Here is a 16,119-nt window from a genome sequence, read left to right as displayed (position 1 = left end):
ATTAGCCCTGCTTTGCGTCGCGACGAGCCGAGATCTTGCTCGGCAGTGACCAGAGTTCGATGAAGCCCTTAGCGAGCGACTGGTCGAACGTGTCACCGGTGTCGTAGGTGGCGAGGCTGAAGTCGTAGAGGCTCTGCTCTGATTTGCGGCCAGTCGGTACCGCACGGCCAGCGTGGAGTGTCATACGGATTTCTCCGCTGACATAGCGCTGGGTGTCGTCGATGAACGCGTCGAGTGAACGCTTGAGACCTGAATACCAGAGTCCGTCGTACACGAGGTTCGACCATTCGGCCTCAACTCCACGCTTGTAACGGGAAAGGTCACGCTCGATCGTGAGTGACTCAAGCTCTTCGTGGGCGGCGATAAGAGCCATCGCGCCGGGAGCTTCGTAAACCTCACGGCTCTTGATACCGATGAGGCGGTCCTCGACCACGTCGATGCGGCCGATGCCGTGCTTGCCCGCGAGCGCATTCATGTGCTCAACGATGGCGAGAGCCGACATCGCGACGCCGTCGATGGCGACAGGAATTCCGGCTTCGAAAGTGATGGTCACTTCGTCGGCGGGCAGACCAGCGGCAGGATCAGCGGTGTACTCGTAAAGCTCTTCAATCGGAGCGTTCCACGGGTCCTCAAGGAATCCAGTCTCGACAGCGCGACCCCAGACGTTCTTGTCGATCGAGTAGGGGCTCGCGGCGGACTGGCGAATCGGAAGGTTGTGCTTTTCGGCGTAGATGATCGCCTTGTCACGGGTGAGCGCGAGGTCGCGGACCGGCGCGATGCTCGTGAGGTCGGGGGCGAGAGCCGCAACAGCCGCCTCGAAGCGAACCTGGTCGTTGCCCTTACCGGTGCAACCGTGAGCGACGCTGTCAGCGCCGAGAGCCTTGGCAGTGAGTGCAAGGTGACGCGAGATCACCGGACGGCTAAGAGCCGAAACCAGTGGGTAACGCTTCTGGTACAACGCGTTTGCCTTGAGTGCTGGCATCAGGAAGTCATCAGCGAACTCATCTTTGGCATCGATAACGATCGACTCAACAGCACCACAGTCAAGTGCGCGCTGACGGATGTCATCCATATTTTCGCCGCCTTGGCCGACGTCAATCGCGAGCGCGACGACCTCTTTGCCTGTGGCGTCCTTGAGCCAGCCGATACCTACTGAAGTGTCGAGTCCGCCCGAGTAGGCGAGAACTACGCGTTCTGACATATGTTTTTCTCCTTGACGTCGTGAATCAGTTTAGGGAACTACAACGGCGGCTTCATGCCGCCAAAAACTAGGCAGCCTGTTCGAGCAACCAAATCATGAGTGCCTTCTGGGCGTGCAGGCGGTTCTCTGCCTCATCCCAGATGACACTTTGCGGACCGTCGATCACGTCGGCCTCAACCTCATACCCGCGGTCAGCAGGCAAGCAGTGCAAGAAAATCGCGTCCGGCTTAGCTAGCGCCATCAGCGCAGTGTCGACCTTGTATGCACCAAGAGAAGCCACGCGAGCGGCCTTCTCATCTTCTTTACCCATCGACACCCACGTGTCGGTGACAACAACATCCGCACCCGTCACGGCTTCAGCCGCGTCGGTGAGAATTGAAATCGAGCCACCCGTGGATGCCGCAATCTTCTCCGCGTCAGCGACGACATCCGCCAACGGTAGGTAATCTTCGGGGCACGCGATGCGCACGTGCATTCCCGCGGTGGCGCCAGCGAGCAGGTAGGAGTGCACCATGTTGTCCGCACCATCACCGAGGAACGTGACGGTCAAGCCCTTGAGCTCACCCTTGTGTTCCCGGATGGTGAGCAAGTCAGCGAGCAACTGGCACGGGTGGAACTCGTCGCTGAGAGCGTTGATCACGGGAACCTGGGTTCCGTGCGCCATCTCGATGAGTCCCTCTTGGCCATAGGTGCGCCAGACAATAGCGGCGACCTGACGCTCAAGAACACGAGCCGTGTCTGAGGCTGTCTCCTTACCGCCGAGCTGACTGTTGGCAGTCGAGATGATGAGCGGCGAACCACCAAGGTCGGCAATACCGACGGCGAACGACACCCGCGTGCGGGTCGATGACTTGTCGAAGATCACAGCAACGGTCTGCGGACCCGCTAGCGGCTTGCGCCCCCAACGATCGGCTTTTACTTTTTCGGCGAGATCGAGAATTTCGAGTTGCTCAGCCGGGCTGAGGTCATCGTCACGAAGAAAATGCCTGGTCATGATGCCTCCGTAGATGCTGTGTTGGTTACTTCGTTCAGCACCGTGCTAAACGTGTCAATGAATTCGGCGATTTCGGCATCGCCAACAATGAGGGGCGGAGCGAGTCGGACTGTCGACTCGTTGGGGGCGTTGACGATCAGCCCGTGATCGAGTGCCACAGCCACTACATGCTGAGCGACGGGCTGCGAAAGCCCAATACCGATCAGGAGACCGCGACCGCGCAACTCACTCACCAGCGGTGAGCCGATCGCGTCGATAGCCGAGCGCAGCTCGGCGCCTCGCGCGGCAGCGTTGGCGACGAGATCAGCATTCTCGATGTGCTCAAGCACGGCGTTGCTCACGGCACACACGAGCGGGTTTCCGCCAAAAGTGGTGCCATGCTGACCCGGCTGCAGGAGCGCGGATGCCGCCCCGAAGGTCACGAGAGCACCAATCGGCACTCCCCCGCCAATCCCCTTCGCGAGCGTGATCGCGTCAGGAACAATGCCGCTCTCTTGGAAGCCAAACCAGTCTCCCGTGCGTCCGGCCCCGGTCTGAATCTCGTCGACGATAAGCAGCACACCGTGTTGGGTGGTGAGTTCTCGCGCTGCTTCGAGGTAGCCCTCGGGCAACGGTTGCACGCCGGCTTCACCCTTGATGGGCTCCACGAAGAGTGCTGCGACATCCGGCCCGATCGCTGCGGCGAGCGCCTCGATGGTGGTGTCGATGAAATCAACGTTAGGCATCAGTGGCTCGAAGGGTTCGCGAAGCGCAGTCTTGCCCGTGATCGACAGCGCGCCGATCGAGCGACCGTGGAACGAGTCGTTCAACGAGAGGATGCGGGGCCGACCAGTGCGCCGCGCCAACTTAACAGCTGCCTCGTTTGCTTCAGTGCCCGAGTTAGCGAAGAAGACGCGCCCTTCGTCGCCCGCCCCGGAAATGCGAAGGAGACGTTCGGCGAGTGCCAATTGCGGTTCGGTCGCGAAGAAGTTCGAGACGTGAAGAAGGTTGGCTTGGTTCGTGAGCGCACTCACGACGGCCGGGTGATTGTGGCCGAGGGAGTTCACGGCGATACCGCCGAGGAAGTCGAGGTAGCGCTTGCCATCAGAGTCGAAGACGGTGCAGCCTTCACCGCGCACGAGCTCCACCTTCGGCACACCGAACGTGTTCATAATGCGATGGGCGTAGTCATCTTTCCAGGTCATGCGGGTACCACCTCGGTGCCAATTCCATCTTGCGTGAATACTTCGAGCAGGATCGAGTGCGGGGCACGACCATCGATGATGGCGGCCTTCGGAACTCCGGCATCCACCGCTTCGAGGCAGGCGGTCATCTTCGGGATCATGCCCGATTCGAGGCTCGGCAGCAGCTCACGCAGCTCGTCAGTGTTGATGATCGAGACGAGCGACTCGCGGTTGGGCCAATCGCTGTACAAGCCAGCAACATCCGTGAGGATGACGAGCTTGGCAGCGTCGAGCGCAATCGCCAACGCCGCCGCTGCAGAGTCAGCGTTCACATTGAGCAAACCCGAAGCGTCATCGGCGATCTCGCCTGCTTCTTGAGCCAGCGTGGAGACAACAGGGATGTTGTCACTCGCCAGCACGTCGAGCACGCGCTGAGGATCAACCTCAGTGACGTTACCGACGAGTCCGAGATCAACGCGTTTGCCTTCGATTTCCTTGATCATGCGCTCACCGATGAACAGAGAGTGCTCATGACCGGCAATACCGTTGGCAAGATCTCCGTGCTCGTTGATGAGATCAACGAGTTCTGCACCCACCTGGTCGGTGAGAACATCCCGCACCACGTCAATGGACTCTTCGGTCGTCACGCGGTAACCAGCACGGAACTCCGACTCGATACCGCGAATCTTGAGTTCCTTGGTGATCTGGGGGCCGCCGCCGTGAACAATCACGGGGCGAACACCAGCAAGACGCAAATAAACCATGTCTTGCACAAAGGCACGCTTGAGTTCGTCGTTGATCATGGCGTTGCCGCCAAACTTCACCACAATGATGCGGTTGCGAAAACGCTTCAACCACGGAAGTGCCTCAATAAGCACTCCCGCCTTGGTCATGGCCTGCTCGTGTTCAACGCCGTGGGTAAAAGCCGGCATCAGCTGGAGTACGCGCTATTCTCATGCACGTAATCGTGCGTGAGGTCGTTGGTCAGGATGGTCGCTTCGGCATCACCCGTCGCGAGATCGATCAGCACGTGCACAGCACGGCCCGTGAGATCTACCTCGTCACGTGAACGATCGGGGGCGCCCGCGTGGCACACCCGCACACCGTTCATCGACACATCGACCGCATAGGGGTCGAAGGCAGCATCCGTGGTTCCGATCGCGGCCAGCACCCGGCCCCAGTTGGGATCGTTGCCGAAGATCGCGGCCTTGAAGAGATTATTGCGAGCAACTGAACGGCCGACCACAACAGCTTCGTCTTCACTGAGCGCGCCCACAACTTCGATGCGGATGTCGTGGCTTGCGCCCTCAGCATCGCCCTGCAGCTGTTCGGCCAGATCGCTGCAGACGCTCGTGACAAGCGCGGCAAACTCGGCAGCATCCGGAGTCACGCCCGAGGCACCGGACGCCATCAGCGTTACTTGGTCGTTGGTCGACATGCAGCCGTCTGAGTCGAGACGGTCAAAACTGACGCGAGTGGCTTCTCGCAGTGCTGCGTCGAGGTCGGCGGAGGCGACAGCGGCGTCAGTGGTGATGACCACGAGCATTGTCGCGAGGCCTGGCGCGAGCATCCCTGCCCCTTTGGCCATGCCGCCGACGGTGTAGCCGGTGCCGGTCGCGACAGCAGTTTTGGGCTTGCTGTCAGTGGTCATGATCGCGAGCGAAGCGTCGGTACCGCCGTCGTCACTGAGCGCACTGACCGCGGCCGACATCCCGGCAAGAACTTTGTCTTGCGGAAGCGGTTCGCCGATAAGACCGGTCGAACAGACGAGGATGTCGCCAGCTGATGACCCGAGCGCTTCAGCAACATGCTCTGCCGTGGCGTGCGTTACCTGAAAACCCTGCGGGCCCGTGAAGCAGTTGGCTCCGCCCGAGTTGAGGGCGATCGCCGTGGCAACGCCATCGTCGATGACCTGCTTGGACCAGATGATGGGATGAGCCTGCGCACGATTGCTCGTGAACACGGCGGCTGCATCGAAGCGTGGCCCACGGTTGACGACGAGGGCGACGTCGAGGCCACCGCTCGCCTTGAGACCTGCTTCGACTCCGGCTGCTTCGAATCCTGCGGCTGATGTGACGCTCATGGTGCTACTCCGTCCAGCGCCAGACCGAGGGTTTCCTCAAGGCCCAGCGCAATATTTGTCGATTGAATGGCGGCGCCTGCGGTGCCCTTAACAAGATTGTCGATTGCGCTGACGACAACTACGCGGCGAGCAGCTTCATCAACCGCGAGCCCGATCAGGGCCGTGTTCGCGCCCAACGTATCAGCGGTGCGCGGGAACTGGCCTTCGGGGAGGACATGAATGAACGGCTCGTCGGCATACGCGGTTTCCCACGCTTCCCGAATCTGAGCTGCGGTGACCCCGTCGGCGAGCTTCGCGGTGGAGGTCGCCAAGATGCCGCGTGACATGGGCACGAGAACTGGAGTGAACGAGACTGTTACCGATGCAGCGCCAGCGACCTTCAAGTTCTGCACGATCTCGGGAGTATGCCGATGAGTGCCACCAACGGCATATGCCGAAGCTGAACCCATCATTTCGCTCGCCAGGAGGTTCACCTTGAGGCTCTTGCCCGCCCCCGACGGTCCAACCGCAAGAACGGCCACAATGTCTTCTGCTTCGATCAACGAGGAACGGATGCCGGGAGCTAATCCCAGCGTGATGGCTGTCACATTGCACCCGGGCACCGCAATACGCTTCGAACCGGCGAGGACTTGACGTTGCGTTCCCCCGGTGGCATGCAGCAGTTCGGGCATTCCGTAGTCCCAGGCACCGTAGAACTCGCCGCCGTAGAACGCAGCCCAGTCGTCTTCACTGGTCAGGCGGTGATCGGCCCCACAGTCAACGACGAGAGTGTCGGGGCTGAGCTCAGCCGTCAACGCTCCCGACTTGCCGTGTGGCAGAGCAAAGAAAACAACATCGTGGCCGGCGAGCACTTCGGGCTCCGTCGGCTGGAAAACAAGGTGTGCGAGAGACCGCAAGTGCGGTTGTACATCGATGAGACGCTGACCGGCGTTACTAAACGCGGTCACTGTCGTGACATCGAACTCAGGATGGGTGGACAGCAGGCGAAGAAGCTCGCCACCGGCATAACCGCTGGCACCGGCCACAGCGACCGAAATTGACATGGAATTACCTTCAGTGGGTTCGGAATCGAGAACACTTGCGGCGGCGAATCACACACGACCTCGTGGGTTGTGGCGAAACTCCGCCTATCGTCGCTCGTCAGCCCCGCGGAGAACCGGCGAAGACGGCACCACAAAGCTCAGCGAGAATCGCTGGCTGCAAGTGCGGGAGTCGGTCACATTTATAGAGTAGTGCCCAGAGCGCACGGCAGGCTAATCGACAAACGCAGAAAGCCGGTTGCTACTCAGTGAGTGGCAACCGGCTTTCGCCGTAACTGGCGGTTACTCGCGCAGCTCAGCGGCTACGAGTTCGCCGGCAAGCGCAACCGCGGCGTTCTTTGCGTCGGTCGCTTCTGCCTGCGTGAGCGTGCGGTCATTGGCGCGGAACCTCAGCGCAAAGGTCAGCGACTTGTGCGACTCCGGGATGCCGGTGCCACGGTAGTCATCGACAAGCCGCACGTTCTCCAAAAGTTCGCCTGCACCCTCGCGAATGATGGCCAACAACTCGCCAGCCTGAACCGCCACCGGCACTACGAGAGACAGGTCTTGCGTAGCGGCCGGGTAGGAGACGATCGGCGTCGCGGCGATATCTTCAGCAGCACTCGCGATCAGCACGGTGAGGTCGAGCTCAAGCACCGCAACAACGCGCGGCAAATCAAGTTCAAGAGCCAAAGCAGGGAGCAATTCGCCGGCATAGCCGACCGTGTGGTCGCCCACGCGAAGCTCGGCGGTGCGACCGGGGTGCATCGCCTGATGGCTCCCCGTCACGACGTTGATGTCGACCGAGAGAGTTGCCGCCAGCTGCTGAACCGTGGCGAGAGCATCCGCAAGCCCGCGAGAGAGTGGCTGCTGGCCCGGCTGGCGCGTAACGGCGTCACCGAGGAACAGCGCGGCAACGTGCCAGGGCTGTTCGGGGATGCTCGCGCGCAGTTCGGCGAGAGCGGCGTCGCTGGGCAGCTCATAGCCGAGCGGCAACGAGGTGCTTCCGTAACGGTGGCCCGCTTCGGGCAGGAACACTGTTCCGACCTCGAAGAGAGCAAGGTCCGTGAGCCCGCGAGAGACATTGCGGTGCGCGATCGCCGCGAGGCCCGGTAGCAACGAACGGCGCAGGGTTGCGGCATCCGGGTCCAAGGCGTTCGCGAGCTTGATCGTGGTCGCTCCCCCGACCTCCGGCGAGCCAAAGAGATCGTTCGAGTGCTGGGAAATGAACGGGTAAGCCAACACCTCGGTGAGGCCGGATGCCGCGAGGCTGTTAGAGACGGTGCGACGCAGGCGCTGAGCGCGAGTGAGCCCGCGGCCCGGAGGGGCTACCGGCAGGACAGCCGGAATACGGTCGTAGCCCACGATGCGGGCAACTTCTTCGACGAGCGTGGTCTTATCACCGAGGTCGGGACGCCAACTCGGAGGGGTCACGCTCCAGCCAGTGTCGGTAACCGTGACTTCAGCGCCAATTGCCTGAAGCGAATCGGTGATCTCATCAGCGGAGTAGTTCACACCGATGAGGCCCTGAGCGTAGCCCTCGGGCAGGTCAACGACATCTGCAGCATGGTCGGCGAGCAGGTCGCTGCCGAGCTCATCGACAGTTCCGCCACCCAGCTCGACCAGCAGCTCGACGACGCGCGCTGCGGCCGCGGGAGCCACCAACGGGTCAACACCACGCTCGAAACGACGCGATGCTTCACTGCCGAGCTTGTGACGACGAGCCGTGCGCGCGATCGAGATCGGTTCGAAGTTCGCTGCCTCAATCAGAACGTTGGTGGAGGCATCCGTAATTTCAGTGCTTGCCCCGCCCATGACGCCGGCCAAGCCGATGGGGCCGGACTCATCGGTGATGAGCAGGTCTTCGGGATTGAGCGTGCGCAACTTGTCGTCGAGGGTCGTGAGGGTCTCCCCCGCCTGAGCACGGCGAACCGTGAGGCCATCGGCTACGCGGTCGAGGTCGTACGCGTGAATCGGCTGCCCGAGCTCGAGCATCACATAATTCGTGATGTCGACAGTGAGCGAGATCGAGCGGATGCCGGCAAGCGTCAACCGCGTAATCATCCACGACGGTGTTGGCTTGGTGACATCCACGTTCCGTACGACACGGGTAACGAAGGCTCGTACGCCGTCGCGCCCTCGAATGGGAGCGTTATCAGCGATGACCACGGGGAAACCGCTCGCCGCGGTGATCGTGGGAGCGTCAGCAGGGTCAGTGAAGGTCGCCCCGGTCGAGAGAGCGTATTCGCGAGCGACACCACGCAGCGACATGGCGTAACCGCGGTCGGGCGTGACGTTGATCTCTACCGCGAAATCGTCAAGGCCGAGCAGTTCAATCGCGCTCGTGCCGACCTCGGGGTCGAGACCTAGCGTGGACAGAACGAGGATGCCGTCGTGCTCGTCTCCGAGACCAAGCTCGCGCGTGGACGCGATCATTCCATCGGAGACGTGACCATAGGTCTTGCGCGCAGCGATCGGGAACGGGCCAGGAAGGACCGAACCAGGAAGGGTGACTACGACCTTGTCGCCGACAACGAAGTTGTGAGCGCCACAGACGATGCCGCGAGGCTCAGCCTCGCCCACGTCAACCTGGCACCAGTTGATGGTCTTGCCATTGGACTGGGGTTCACCGACGAACTCAAGAACCTGGCCAACAACGACGGGACCGGAGATATCGAAGCCGTGGACGTCTTCTTCTTCAAAGCCGACCTTCACGAGGGCAGCGTGAACGTGCTCGTGCGTAACGTCTGCGGGGATTTCAACGAATTCCCGCAACCAACTCATGGGAATTTTCATCAGACCACCATTCCGAACTGCTGGGAGAAGCGAATATCGCCCTCGACCATGTCTCGCATGTCATTCATTTCGTTGCGGAACTGCAGCGTGCGCTCGATTCCCATACCGAAAGCAAAGCCTTGGTATTCGTCAGGGTCGATCCCGGCTGCACGAAGCACGTTGGGGTTGACCATTCCGCATCCACCCCACTCCACCCAGCGTGCGCCACCCTTGGCGTTCGGCTGCCAGACATCCATTTCGGCGCTGGGCTCCGTGAAGGGGAAGTAGTTGGGGCGCAGACGAATCTGGGCGCCGTCACCGAACATCGCGCGAGCGAGGTGCTCGAGCGTGCCCCGCAGGTTGGCCATGGTGAGGCCCTTATCGATCGCGATACCCTCCAGCTGGTGGAAGACGGGAGTGTGGGTAGCATCGAGTTCGTCGGTGCGGAACACGCGTCCCGGCGCGACAACGTAAACCGGGAGAGGACGCTCAAGCAGGGAGCGGATCTGAACCGGGCTCGCGTGCGTGCGCAGCAGCAAGTGCGAGTCGACGGGGTCGATGAAGAACGTGTCTTGCATGGCCCGCGCTGGGTGGTCTTCGTCGAAGTTGAGCGCGTCGAAGTTGAACCACTCGTTTTCGAGCTCAGGGCCTTCCGCGACCTCCCAGCCCATGCCGACGAAGATGTCGCTCATGTGCTCCATGAGCAAGCTCAGCGGATGCCGGGCACCCTTCACATAGCGAGTGGCTACGGCCGTGACATCCACGGCTTCAGCCGCGAGCTTGGCTTGCTCTTCAGCAACCGCCAACTCGGCCTCGCGGGCGCTAAACGCGCCGTTGACGCGGCCGCGTGCTGCTCCGATGAGCTTGCCGGAGGCAGCTCGGTCGGCGGGGGCCACGTTCTTCATCTGAGCGTTGAGCGCCGCAAGTGGCGAGCCCTCTGCAAGATGGGCGCCGCGCACCGTTTTGAGGTCGGCCATTGTCGCGGCGGATTCGATGGCAGCAAGAGCTGCTTCGACCGCTGCGGTTACCGCTGGTTCTGTGATCGGGGTGGGTTCAGACACAAGAACCGAGTTTAGCTGAAACTGTAGGTGCCGGCGGCGGCGCGACTCCCGCTACTCGGGGGCTCTGCCAGTGTCGCTATAGCTACGGCCACCACGAGGCATTGTGATGGCGCGAGTACCTTCGGCGCCGGGAATCTTAGGAGTCTCCGGCGTGATCTTGCCGAGCTTCGGTCCACTGCGCTTGGCGGCGTAGCGAGCAATGTACGACAGCGTCAGGTTCATCACCAAGTAGATAACGAAGCCCACCGCAAAGAGTGTGAACAGGTAGCGGCTTCCGTAGAAGTTCTGGAGATTCTTGATAGTTCGCGCGAGTTCGGGATACCCCACAACGTAGGCCAGCGATGTGTCCTTGAGGAGCACAACAAGTTGCGCGAGAATAATCGGCAACATTTGGCGGAACGCCTGAGGGAACTCAATAAGGAAGCGAGTCTGAAGCGATGTCAGCCCGACGGAGAGCCCGCCTTCTCGTTGCCCCTTGGGCAACGAGACGATCCCAGCGCGCAAAGCTTCACCAATGATCGCACCGTTATAGACCGCAAGTCCGAGGACGCCAGCCCAGTAGCTTCCCGTGGAGAAGAGGAGGAAGACGAACAAAATCAGAAGAAGAAGCGGCATTCCTCGAAACAGCTCGAGAAGGATCGAGGTGGGCACTCGGATCCATTTGGATGCGGCGGTGCGCCCAAACGAAAACAAGATTCCGACGATGATCGCGAGAATCGCGGCGGCCCCAGCCATCCGGAGCGTGTCTACCACTCCACCACCGAATGCACCCCAGACTTCGGGATCACTCAGAATGTCGAGTCGTGACTGGTCGAACATGCCCGGCTGCTCGGCACCGTTTGCGTTAACTCGAGGAGCCGCGAGAGTGAAAAATACCCACGCCAAACCAGCCAAAATGGCAACAGCGCTAATGACTGAAGCAATTGTCGAATTGCGCCGGGTCTTAGGACCGGGGGCATCGTAGAGAACAGCCATGCTCATCGCAGCACCATAACCTTCTTCTCGATTGCTCCGGCTATGAGGCCGAGCGGGACAGTGATGGCGAGATAGAGCGCCACGGCGTAAACCAAGGTGAGCACGACGACATCACCGTTATCTCGCGCGGCTGCATAGGTCGCTTTGAAGAGTTCGTTGACGAAGAAAATACCGGCAACCGACGTGTTCTTCGTGAGAGCGATAAAGACATTGATCAACGGAGGAACGACCATGCGTCCAGCCTGCGGCAGGATGATCAGCCCTACGGTCTGAGTGAACCCCATGCCGATGCTTCGGGCCGCTTCAGCCTGTCCAACGGGCACCCCGTTGAAACCAGATCGCACGGCCTCGGCCACAAATGGTGACGTGTAGAGAGTCAGTCCGAGCACTGCGAGGAGGAAGAAGTCTGAGTTCACTCCCAAAATCGGAAGGACATAGGCGCAGAAAAACAGAACGAGGAGCAGCGGGATATTGCGCAGGATCTCCGTATAGATGGTCGCGCACAACCGCAGTGCAGGCACCGGAGAAATTCGCATCGTCGCGATGATTATCCCGAGAACAAAAGCCCCGAGACCCGAGATGCCCAATAGAGCAAGCGTCAGCAGAAAGCCCTCCATATAGAGCGGCGTTATGTCGACGAGGGCGTCGATCGCATTGGAGATGACGTCCATCCGGGCCTCCTGGTGATTAAGTGATCGTGACGTGAAAGGTGCCCGCCTGCGTTAGCCGCAGGCGGGCACCGGTGACACTAGTTGCTGTAGCGGTCTACAGCGGGAGGAGTCGGGAGCTTCAGGACCTGGCCTGCAGTCTCTTCCCAAGCAGCGTCCCACGAACCGTCGTCGTACGACGTTTCGAGCACATCGTTGATGAAGTCGCGGAAGGCGTCGTCGTCGTGACCGAGACCGATGCCGTAAGGCTCTTCGGTGAACGGGTTGCTGAGAACTTCGAACTCGCCAGCATTCTGGTCAGCAAGTCCAGCCAAAATCACGTTGTCCGTGGTGACGGCAATGACTGTGCCGCTGCGAAGTGGCTCAAGGCAGTTCGAGTACGTGTCTGTAGTGATGAGATTGACGCCGTACTCAGCGATGTTCGCCTCTGAAGTCGAACCGGCAACGCTGCAGACGTCCTTACCCGCGAGGTCCTCTGGGCCTGTGATGCCCTCGGGGTTGCCCTCGAGAACGAGGATGTCCTGGCCCGCGTTGTAGTACGGTCCGGCGAAGGAGATAACTTCCTTGCGCTTGTCGTTAATCGTGTAGGTCGCGATAACGAGGTCGACGGTGCCGTTCTCGATGAACGTCTCGCGGTTAGCGGAAACCGTTTCGACCCACTCGATGTTGTCTTCGCTGATACCCATCGAAGCAGCAATGATCTTGCCGATTTCTACGTCGAAACCAACGGGCTCGCCCGACGGGCCTTGAAGGCCGAACAGCGGCTGGTCAAACTTGGTTCCGATAGTGATCTTGCCAGCGTCAGCAAGGTCAGCCATGGTGGTTCCTGCTTCAAACTCAGGAACAACAATCTCGGGGTCAGTGGTACCGGTGTCTGCTGCACACGCGCTCAAGCCAAGGAGGCCAACAAGCGCAATAGCAGAGATCGATAGGCCTTTTTTGAGCCTCATATTTTTCTCCTTATGCTGTGGTGAAATTACCCGCTGTTTTAGTGAGTAAGGATTTTCGAGAGGAAGTCTTGCGCCCTCGGAGACTGAGGGTTGGTGAAGAACTGCTCAGGTTCCGCCTCTTCGACGATTTCGCCATCCGCCATGAAGATGACACGGTCGGCAGCCTTGCGAGCGAAGCCCATTTCGTGGGTGACAACAAGCATGGTCATGCCGTCTTTAGCAAGCTGCACCATGACGTCAAGAACCTCGTTGATCATCTCGGGGTCGAGCGCCGACGTTGGCTCATCGAGAAGAATGATCTTGGGGTCCATAGCGAGTGAACGAGCGATGGCAACACGCTGTTGCTGTCCACCAGAAAGCTGGGCCGGCATCTTGGATGCCTGGTTGCCGATACCGACACGATCAAGCAGCTCCATCGCGTGCTTGTCGGCCTCAGCCTTGGAAACCTTGCGCACGCGGCGCGGGCCGAGCGTGACGTTCTCAAGAATCGTCTTATGAGCGAAAAGGTTGAAGGACTGGAACACCATACCGACGTCCGCACGCAGTTTGGCGAGGCCAGATCCCTCTTCGGGGAGCAGCTTGCCGTCAATGGTGATGGTGCCATCATCGATCGTCTCGAGCCGGTTGATCGCACGACACAGCGTGGACTTTCCCGAACCACTCGGCCCAATAACAACGACTACCTCACCACGTTTAATCGTGGTCGAGATGTCTTTGAGCACGTGCAGCTCACCATAATGTTTGTTGACATGGTCGATCACGACCAGAGGTTCACCGCTCTGTACTGCCATATGGCAAGACAACCACATGCTCTCGACGAGAATCAAACAACGCGCCTAGATGTAACACGGTCGTGACACTAGATCACGAGCTCCGGTGTCGATTAGTTGCTGCGTTGCGCGAAAGCACTCTCATAGAGGCATACGGATGCCGCGGTCGCCAGATTCATTGACTCGGCATGTCCATAGATTGGCACCGAAATAACCCAATCAGCCAACGCATAATGTTCGTCAGTCAGACCACGAGCTTCGTTACCGAACAACCACGCGGAAGGCTTATCAAGAACACCTTCGTTGCGGGCAGCCAGCAAGTCGCCACCCTTGATATCGGCGGCGAGAACACGCATGCCATCGCCCTTGACTCGTTCCAGCACGGCTTCGAGCTCAGCGCCGACGGCAACCGGAAGATGGAACAGAGATCCCGTCGTGGCGCGCACGACCTTGGGGTTGTAAAGGTCAACGCTGCGACCCGTAAGAATCACGCCGTCGGCACCAGCGGCATCCGCTGCACGAATGATCGTGCCAGCATTGCCAGGATCGCGAACCTCTTCAAGAATCGCGATCAGTTTCGGCCCGCCAGACAGAAGGTCTTTGACCGACGTCGGGAACTGACGGCAGACCGCGAGAATGCCCTGAGGAGTCACGGTGTCTGCCATTGTCTCGAGCACCTGCTCAGAGACAAACTCAATTTCGATCTCCGCTGCTTCGGCGGCACGAGCGAGGTTGCTGTGGCGTTCAAGAGCGGTCGGGGTGGCATAAAGCTCAACCAGGAGATCCGGACGGAACTCGAGAGCTTCAGCCACGGATTGGGGGCCTTCCAAGAGAAAAAGCCCGGTCTCAGACCGGGCGCTCTTCTTTGCAAGTTTGGCCACTGCTCGTACACGTGGCGAGCGCGGGTTATCAATCACGACACTAACCCTAAGCTCGCGCCCCGCACATACGAGAATCGGCACGCTGTAGGGACCAAATTGGTCGCTACAGCGTGCCGATTGCACGAATGGTTGTGCGGCTAGTTACGCAGCCGAACGGGGTGCCGACGTGTCAGCAGGAAGTGCAGCCTTAGCGGTTGCAACCAGCGACGCGAACGTGGCGGGCTCGGTGACCGCAAGGTCAGCGAGGATACGACGGTCAACCTGCACACCAGCAAGGTTCAAGCCCTGGATGAGACGGTTGTAGGTGAGGCCGTTTGCGCGCGAGGCAGCGTTGATGCGCTGGATCCAGAGACGACGGAACTCACCCTTGCGGGCGCGACGGTCGCGGTACGCGTAGAGGAGGGAGTGAGTGACCTGCTCCTTGGCCTTACGGTACAGACGCGAACGCTGGCCGCGGTAACCCTTAGCGCGTTCGAGAATTACCCGACGCTTCTTGTGAGCGTTTACCGCCCTTTTAACTCTTGCCATGATGTATTCCTAAACCCTTTACTTACCGAGAAGCTTCTTGATTGTCTTGGCGTCCTGCGGCGCAATGACCTGATCCTGGTTGAGCGCACGCTTACGCTTGCTGCTCTTAACCTCGAGGTTGTGTCGCATACCCGCCTGCTGCTTCATGACCTTGCCGCTACCGGTGACCTTGAAACGCTTCTTGGTGCCTGAGTGCGTCTTCTGCTTAGGCATCTTTCTCCTCTTTCTCTGGAACTTCTGCCTCACGAGGCTTCTTGTTAGCTACCTTGCGGGCCTCGGCTTCAGCCTTAGCTGTTGCCTTGGTCTTGTGTGGGCCAATAATCATGACCATGTTGCGACCGTCAATAGTCGGTGTCGATTCGATGGAACCGAACTCGGACACATCTTCGGCAAACTTCTGAAGCAAACGCACACCCTGATCGGGGCGAGACTGCTCACGGCCACGGAACAAGATCATTGCTTTGACCTTGTCGCCGCCGGCGAGGAATCCTTCGGCACGCTTGCGCTTGGTTTCGTAGTCGTGCTTGTCGATCTTGAGACGGAAACGAACCTCTTTGAGAATCGTGTTCGTCTGGTTGCGACGAGCTTCTTTCGCCTTCTGCGCCTCTTCGTACTTGAACTTGCCGTAATCCATAATCTTGGCAACGGGAGGCTTAGAGCTGGGAGCTACCTCGACCAAATCAAGATCTGCCTCTTGGGCGAGCTTGAGGGCGACGTCAATGGAGACGACACCGACTTGTTCGCCTCCGGGTCCGACAAGACGGACCTCAGGGACTCGGATTCGGTCGTTGGTACGGGGATCGCTGATGCGTGTTCTCCTTACATTTCGTGGTGCGCAGATAAACGTTATTCGTTTGATCAACGCAGTTCGGCGGATGCCGTGGCACGAAAGAGGATCGTCACGCAGCGAATGCTGCATCACCCTTTAAAGCTGCGCAGTCGACATCCGGAACAATGCGCTGATTCGAACACGAATCACGCGTACTGCACCGCCAGCGAACTGTGCGGGGTGTAACTACCCGGTAACCTTATATGCGGTTGACAGGTGGGA

General features: G+C 59.8%; 16 protein-coding genes. All 16 read right to left on the bottom strand.

Going from position 1 to position 16,119, the window contains the following annotated elements; genetic code table 11:
• Position 1: 1 nt before the first annotated feature.
• The gene (locus I6E73_RS14475) at positions 2-1,201 is read right to left on the bottom strand and encodes an argininosuccinate synthase (RefSeq protein ID WP_010205232.1); all 1,200 of its coding nucleotides are present in this window, start codon (positions 1,199-1,201) and stop codon (positions 2-4) included.
• A gap of 67 nt (positions 1,202-1,268) precedes the next feature.
• Entirely contained in the window at positions 1,269-2,195 is a 927-nt protein-coding gene (argF, locus tag I6E73_RS14470; RefSeq protein ID WP_197126615.1) for an ornithine carbamoyltransferase, read from the bottom strand.
• On the bottom strand, positions 2,192-3,379 hold the full coding sequence (locus I6E73_RS14465; RefSeq protein ID WP_197126614.1) for an acetylornithine transaminase: 1,188 nt from the start codon (positions 3,377-3,379) through the stop codon (positions 2,192-2,194). The genes argF and I6E73_RS14465 overlap by 4 nt, the downstream gene beginning before the upstream one ends.
• Positions 3,376-4,290, bottom strand: coding sequence for an acetylglutamate kinase (argB, locus tag I6E73_RS14460; RefSeq protein ID WP_197126612.1), 915 nt, complete (start codon positions 4,288-4,290; stop codon positions 3,376-3,378). Before argB ends, I6E73_RS14465 begins: the two co-directional genes overlap by 4 nt.
• Positions 4,290-5,441, bottom strand: coding sequence for a bifunctional glutamate N-acetyltransferase/amino-acid acetyltransferase ArgJ (gene argJ / locus I6E73_RS14455; protein ID WP_197126611.1), 1,152 nt, complete (start codon positions 5,439-5,441; stop codon positions 4,290-4,292). Before argJ ends, argB begins: the two co-directional genes overlap by 1 nt.
• On the bottom strand, positions 5,438-6,484 hold the full coding sequence (gene argC, locus I6E73_RS14450; protein WP_197126610.1) for an N-acetyl-gamma-glutamyl-phosphate reductase: 1,047 nt from the start codon (positions 6,482-6,484) through the stop codon (positions 5,438-5,440). Before argC ends, argJ begins: the two co-directional genes overlap by 4 nt.
• Before the next feature lie 279 nt (positions 6,485-6,763).
• Positions 6,764-9,256 (bottom strand): phenylalanine--tRNA ligase subunit beta, encoded by a 2,493-nt coding sequence (gene pheT / locus I6E73_RS14445; RefSeq protein ID WP_197126609.1) that lies wholly within the window; start codon positions 9,254-9,256, stop codon positions 6,764-6,766.
• Positions 9,256-10,296 (bottom strand): phenylalanine--tRNA ligase subunit alpha, encoded by a 1,041-nt coding sequence (pheS, locus tag I6E73_RS14440; protein ID WP_197126608.1) that lies wholly within the window; start codon positions 10,294-10,296, stop codon positions 9,256-9,258. The genes pheT and pheS overlap by 1 nt, the downstream gene beginning before the upstream one ends.
• Positions 10,297-10,347: 51 nt before the next feature.
• Positions 10,348-11,277, bottom strand: a complete 930-nt coding sequence (locus I6E73_RS14435) for an amino acid ABC transporter permease (RefSeq protein ID WP_197126607.1) — start codon at positions 11,275-11,277, stop codon at positions 10,348-10,350.
• Positions 11,274-11,942 (bottom strand): amino acid ABC transporter permease, encoded by a 669-nt coding sequence (locus tag I6E73_RS14430; RefSeq protein WP_197126606.1) that lies wholly within the window; start codon positions 11,940-11,942, stop codon positions 11,274-11,276. The genes I6E73_RS14435 and I6E73_RS14430 overlap by 4 nt, the downstream gene beginning before the upstream one ends.
• A gap of 77 nt (positions 11,943-12,019) precedes the next feature.
• Positions 12,020-12,889 carry a glutamate ABC transporter substrate-binding protein gene (locus I6E73_RS14425; protein ID WP_197126605.1) on the bottom strand — a complete coding sequence of 290 codons (870 nt, stop codon included), beginning with the start codon at positions 12,887-12,889 and terminating at the stop codon, positions 12,020-12,022.
• Positions 12,890-12,927: 38 nt separating this feature from the next.
• On the bottom strand, positions 12,928-13,680 hold the full coding sequence (locus I6E73_RS14420; protein ID WP_197126602.1) for an amino acid ABC transporter ATP-binding protein: 753 nt from the start codon (positions 13,678-13,680) through the stop codon (positions 12,928-12,930).
• A gap of 92 nt (positions 13,681-13,772) precedes the next feature.
• Positions 13,773-14,576, bottom strand: coding sequence for an RNA methyltransferase (locus tag I6E73_RS14415; RefSeq protein WP_197126600.1), 804 nt, complete (start codon positions 14,574-14,576; stop codon positions 13,773-13,775).
• 105 nt (positions 14,577-14,681) lie between these two features.
• Positions 14,682-15,068 carry a 50S ribosomal protein L20 gene (rplT, locus tag I6E73_RS14410; RefSeq protein ID WP_197126598.1) on the bottom strand — a complete coding sequence of 129 codons (387 nt, stop codon included), beginning with the start codon at positions 15,066-15,068 and terminating at the stop codon, positions 14,682-14,684.
• A gap of 18 nt (positions 15,069-15,086) precedes the next feature.
• Positions 15,087-15,281: a 50S ribosomal protein L35 gene (gene rpmI, locus I6E73_RS14405; protein WP_197108656.1), complete on the bottom strand. Its 195-nt coding sequence runs from the start codon at positions 15,279-15,281 to the stop codon at positions 15,087-15,089.
• Positions 15,274-15,987: a translation initiation factor IF-3 gene (gene infC / locus I6E73_RS14400; RefSeq protein WP_197126645.1), complete on the bottom strand. Its 714-nt coding sequence runs from the start codon at positions 15,985-15,987 to the stop codon at positions 15,274-15,276. The genes rpmI and infC overlap by 8 nt, the downstream gene beginning before the upstream one ends.
• Positions 15,988-16,119: the final 132 nt, after the last annotated feature.

It is taken from the genome of Salinibacterium sp. SWN248 (assembly GCF_015864575.1).
In the GTDB taxonomy this organism is placed as follows: Bacteria; Actinomycetota; Actinomycetes; order Actinomycetales; family Microbacteriaceae; genus Rhodoglobus.
Note: the sequence above shows the minus strand (reverse complement) of the source record. Positions and strands in the feature narration are given on the sequence as shown.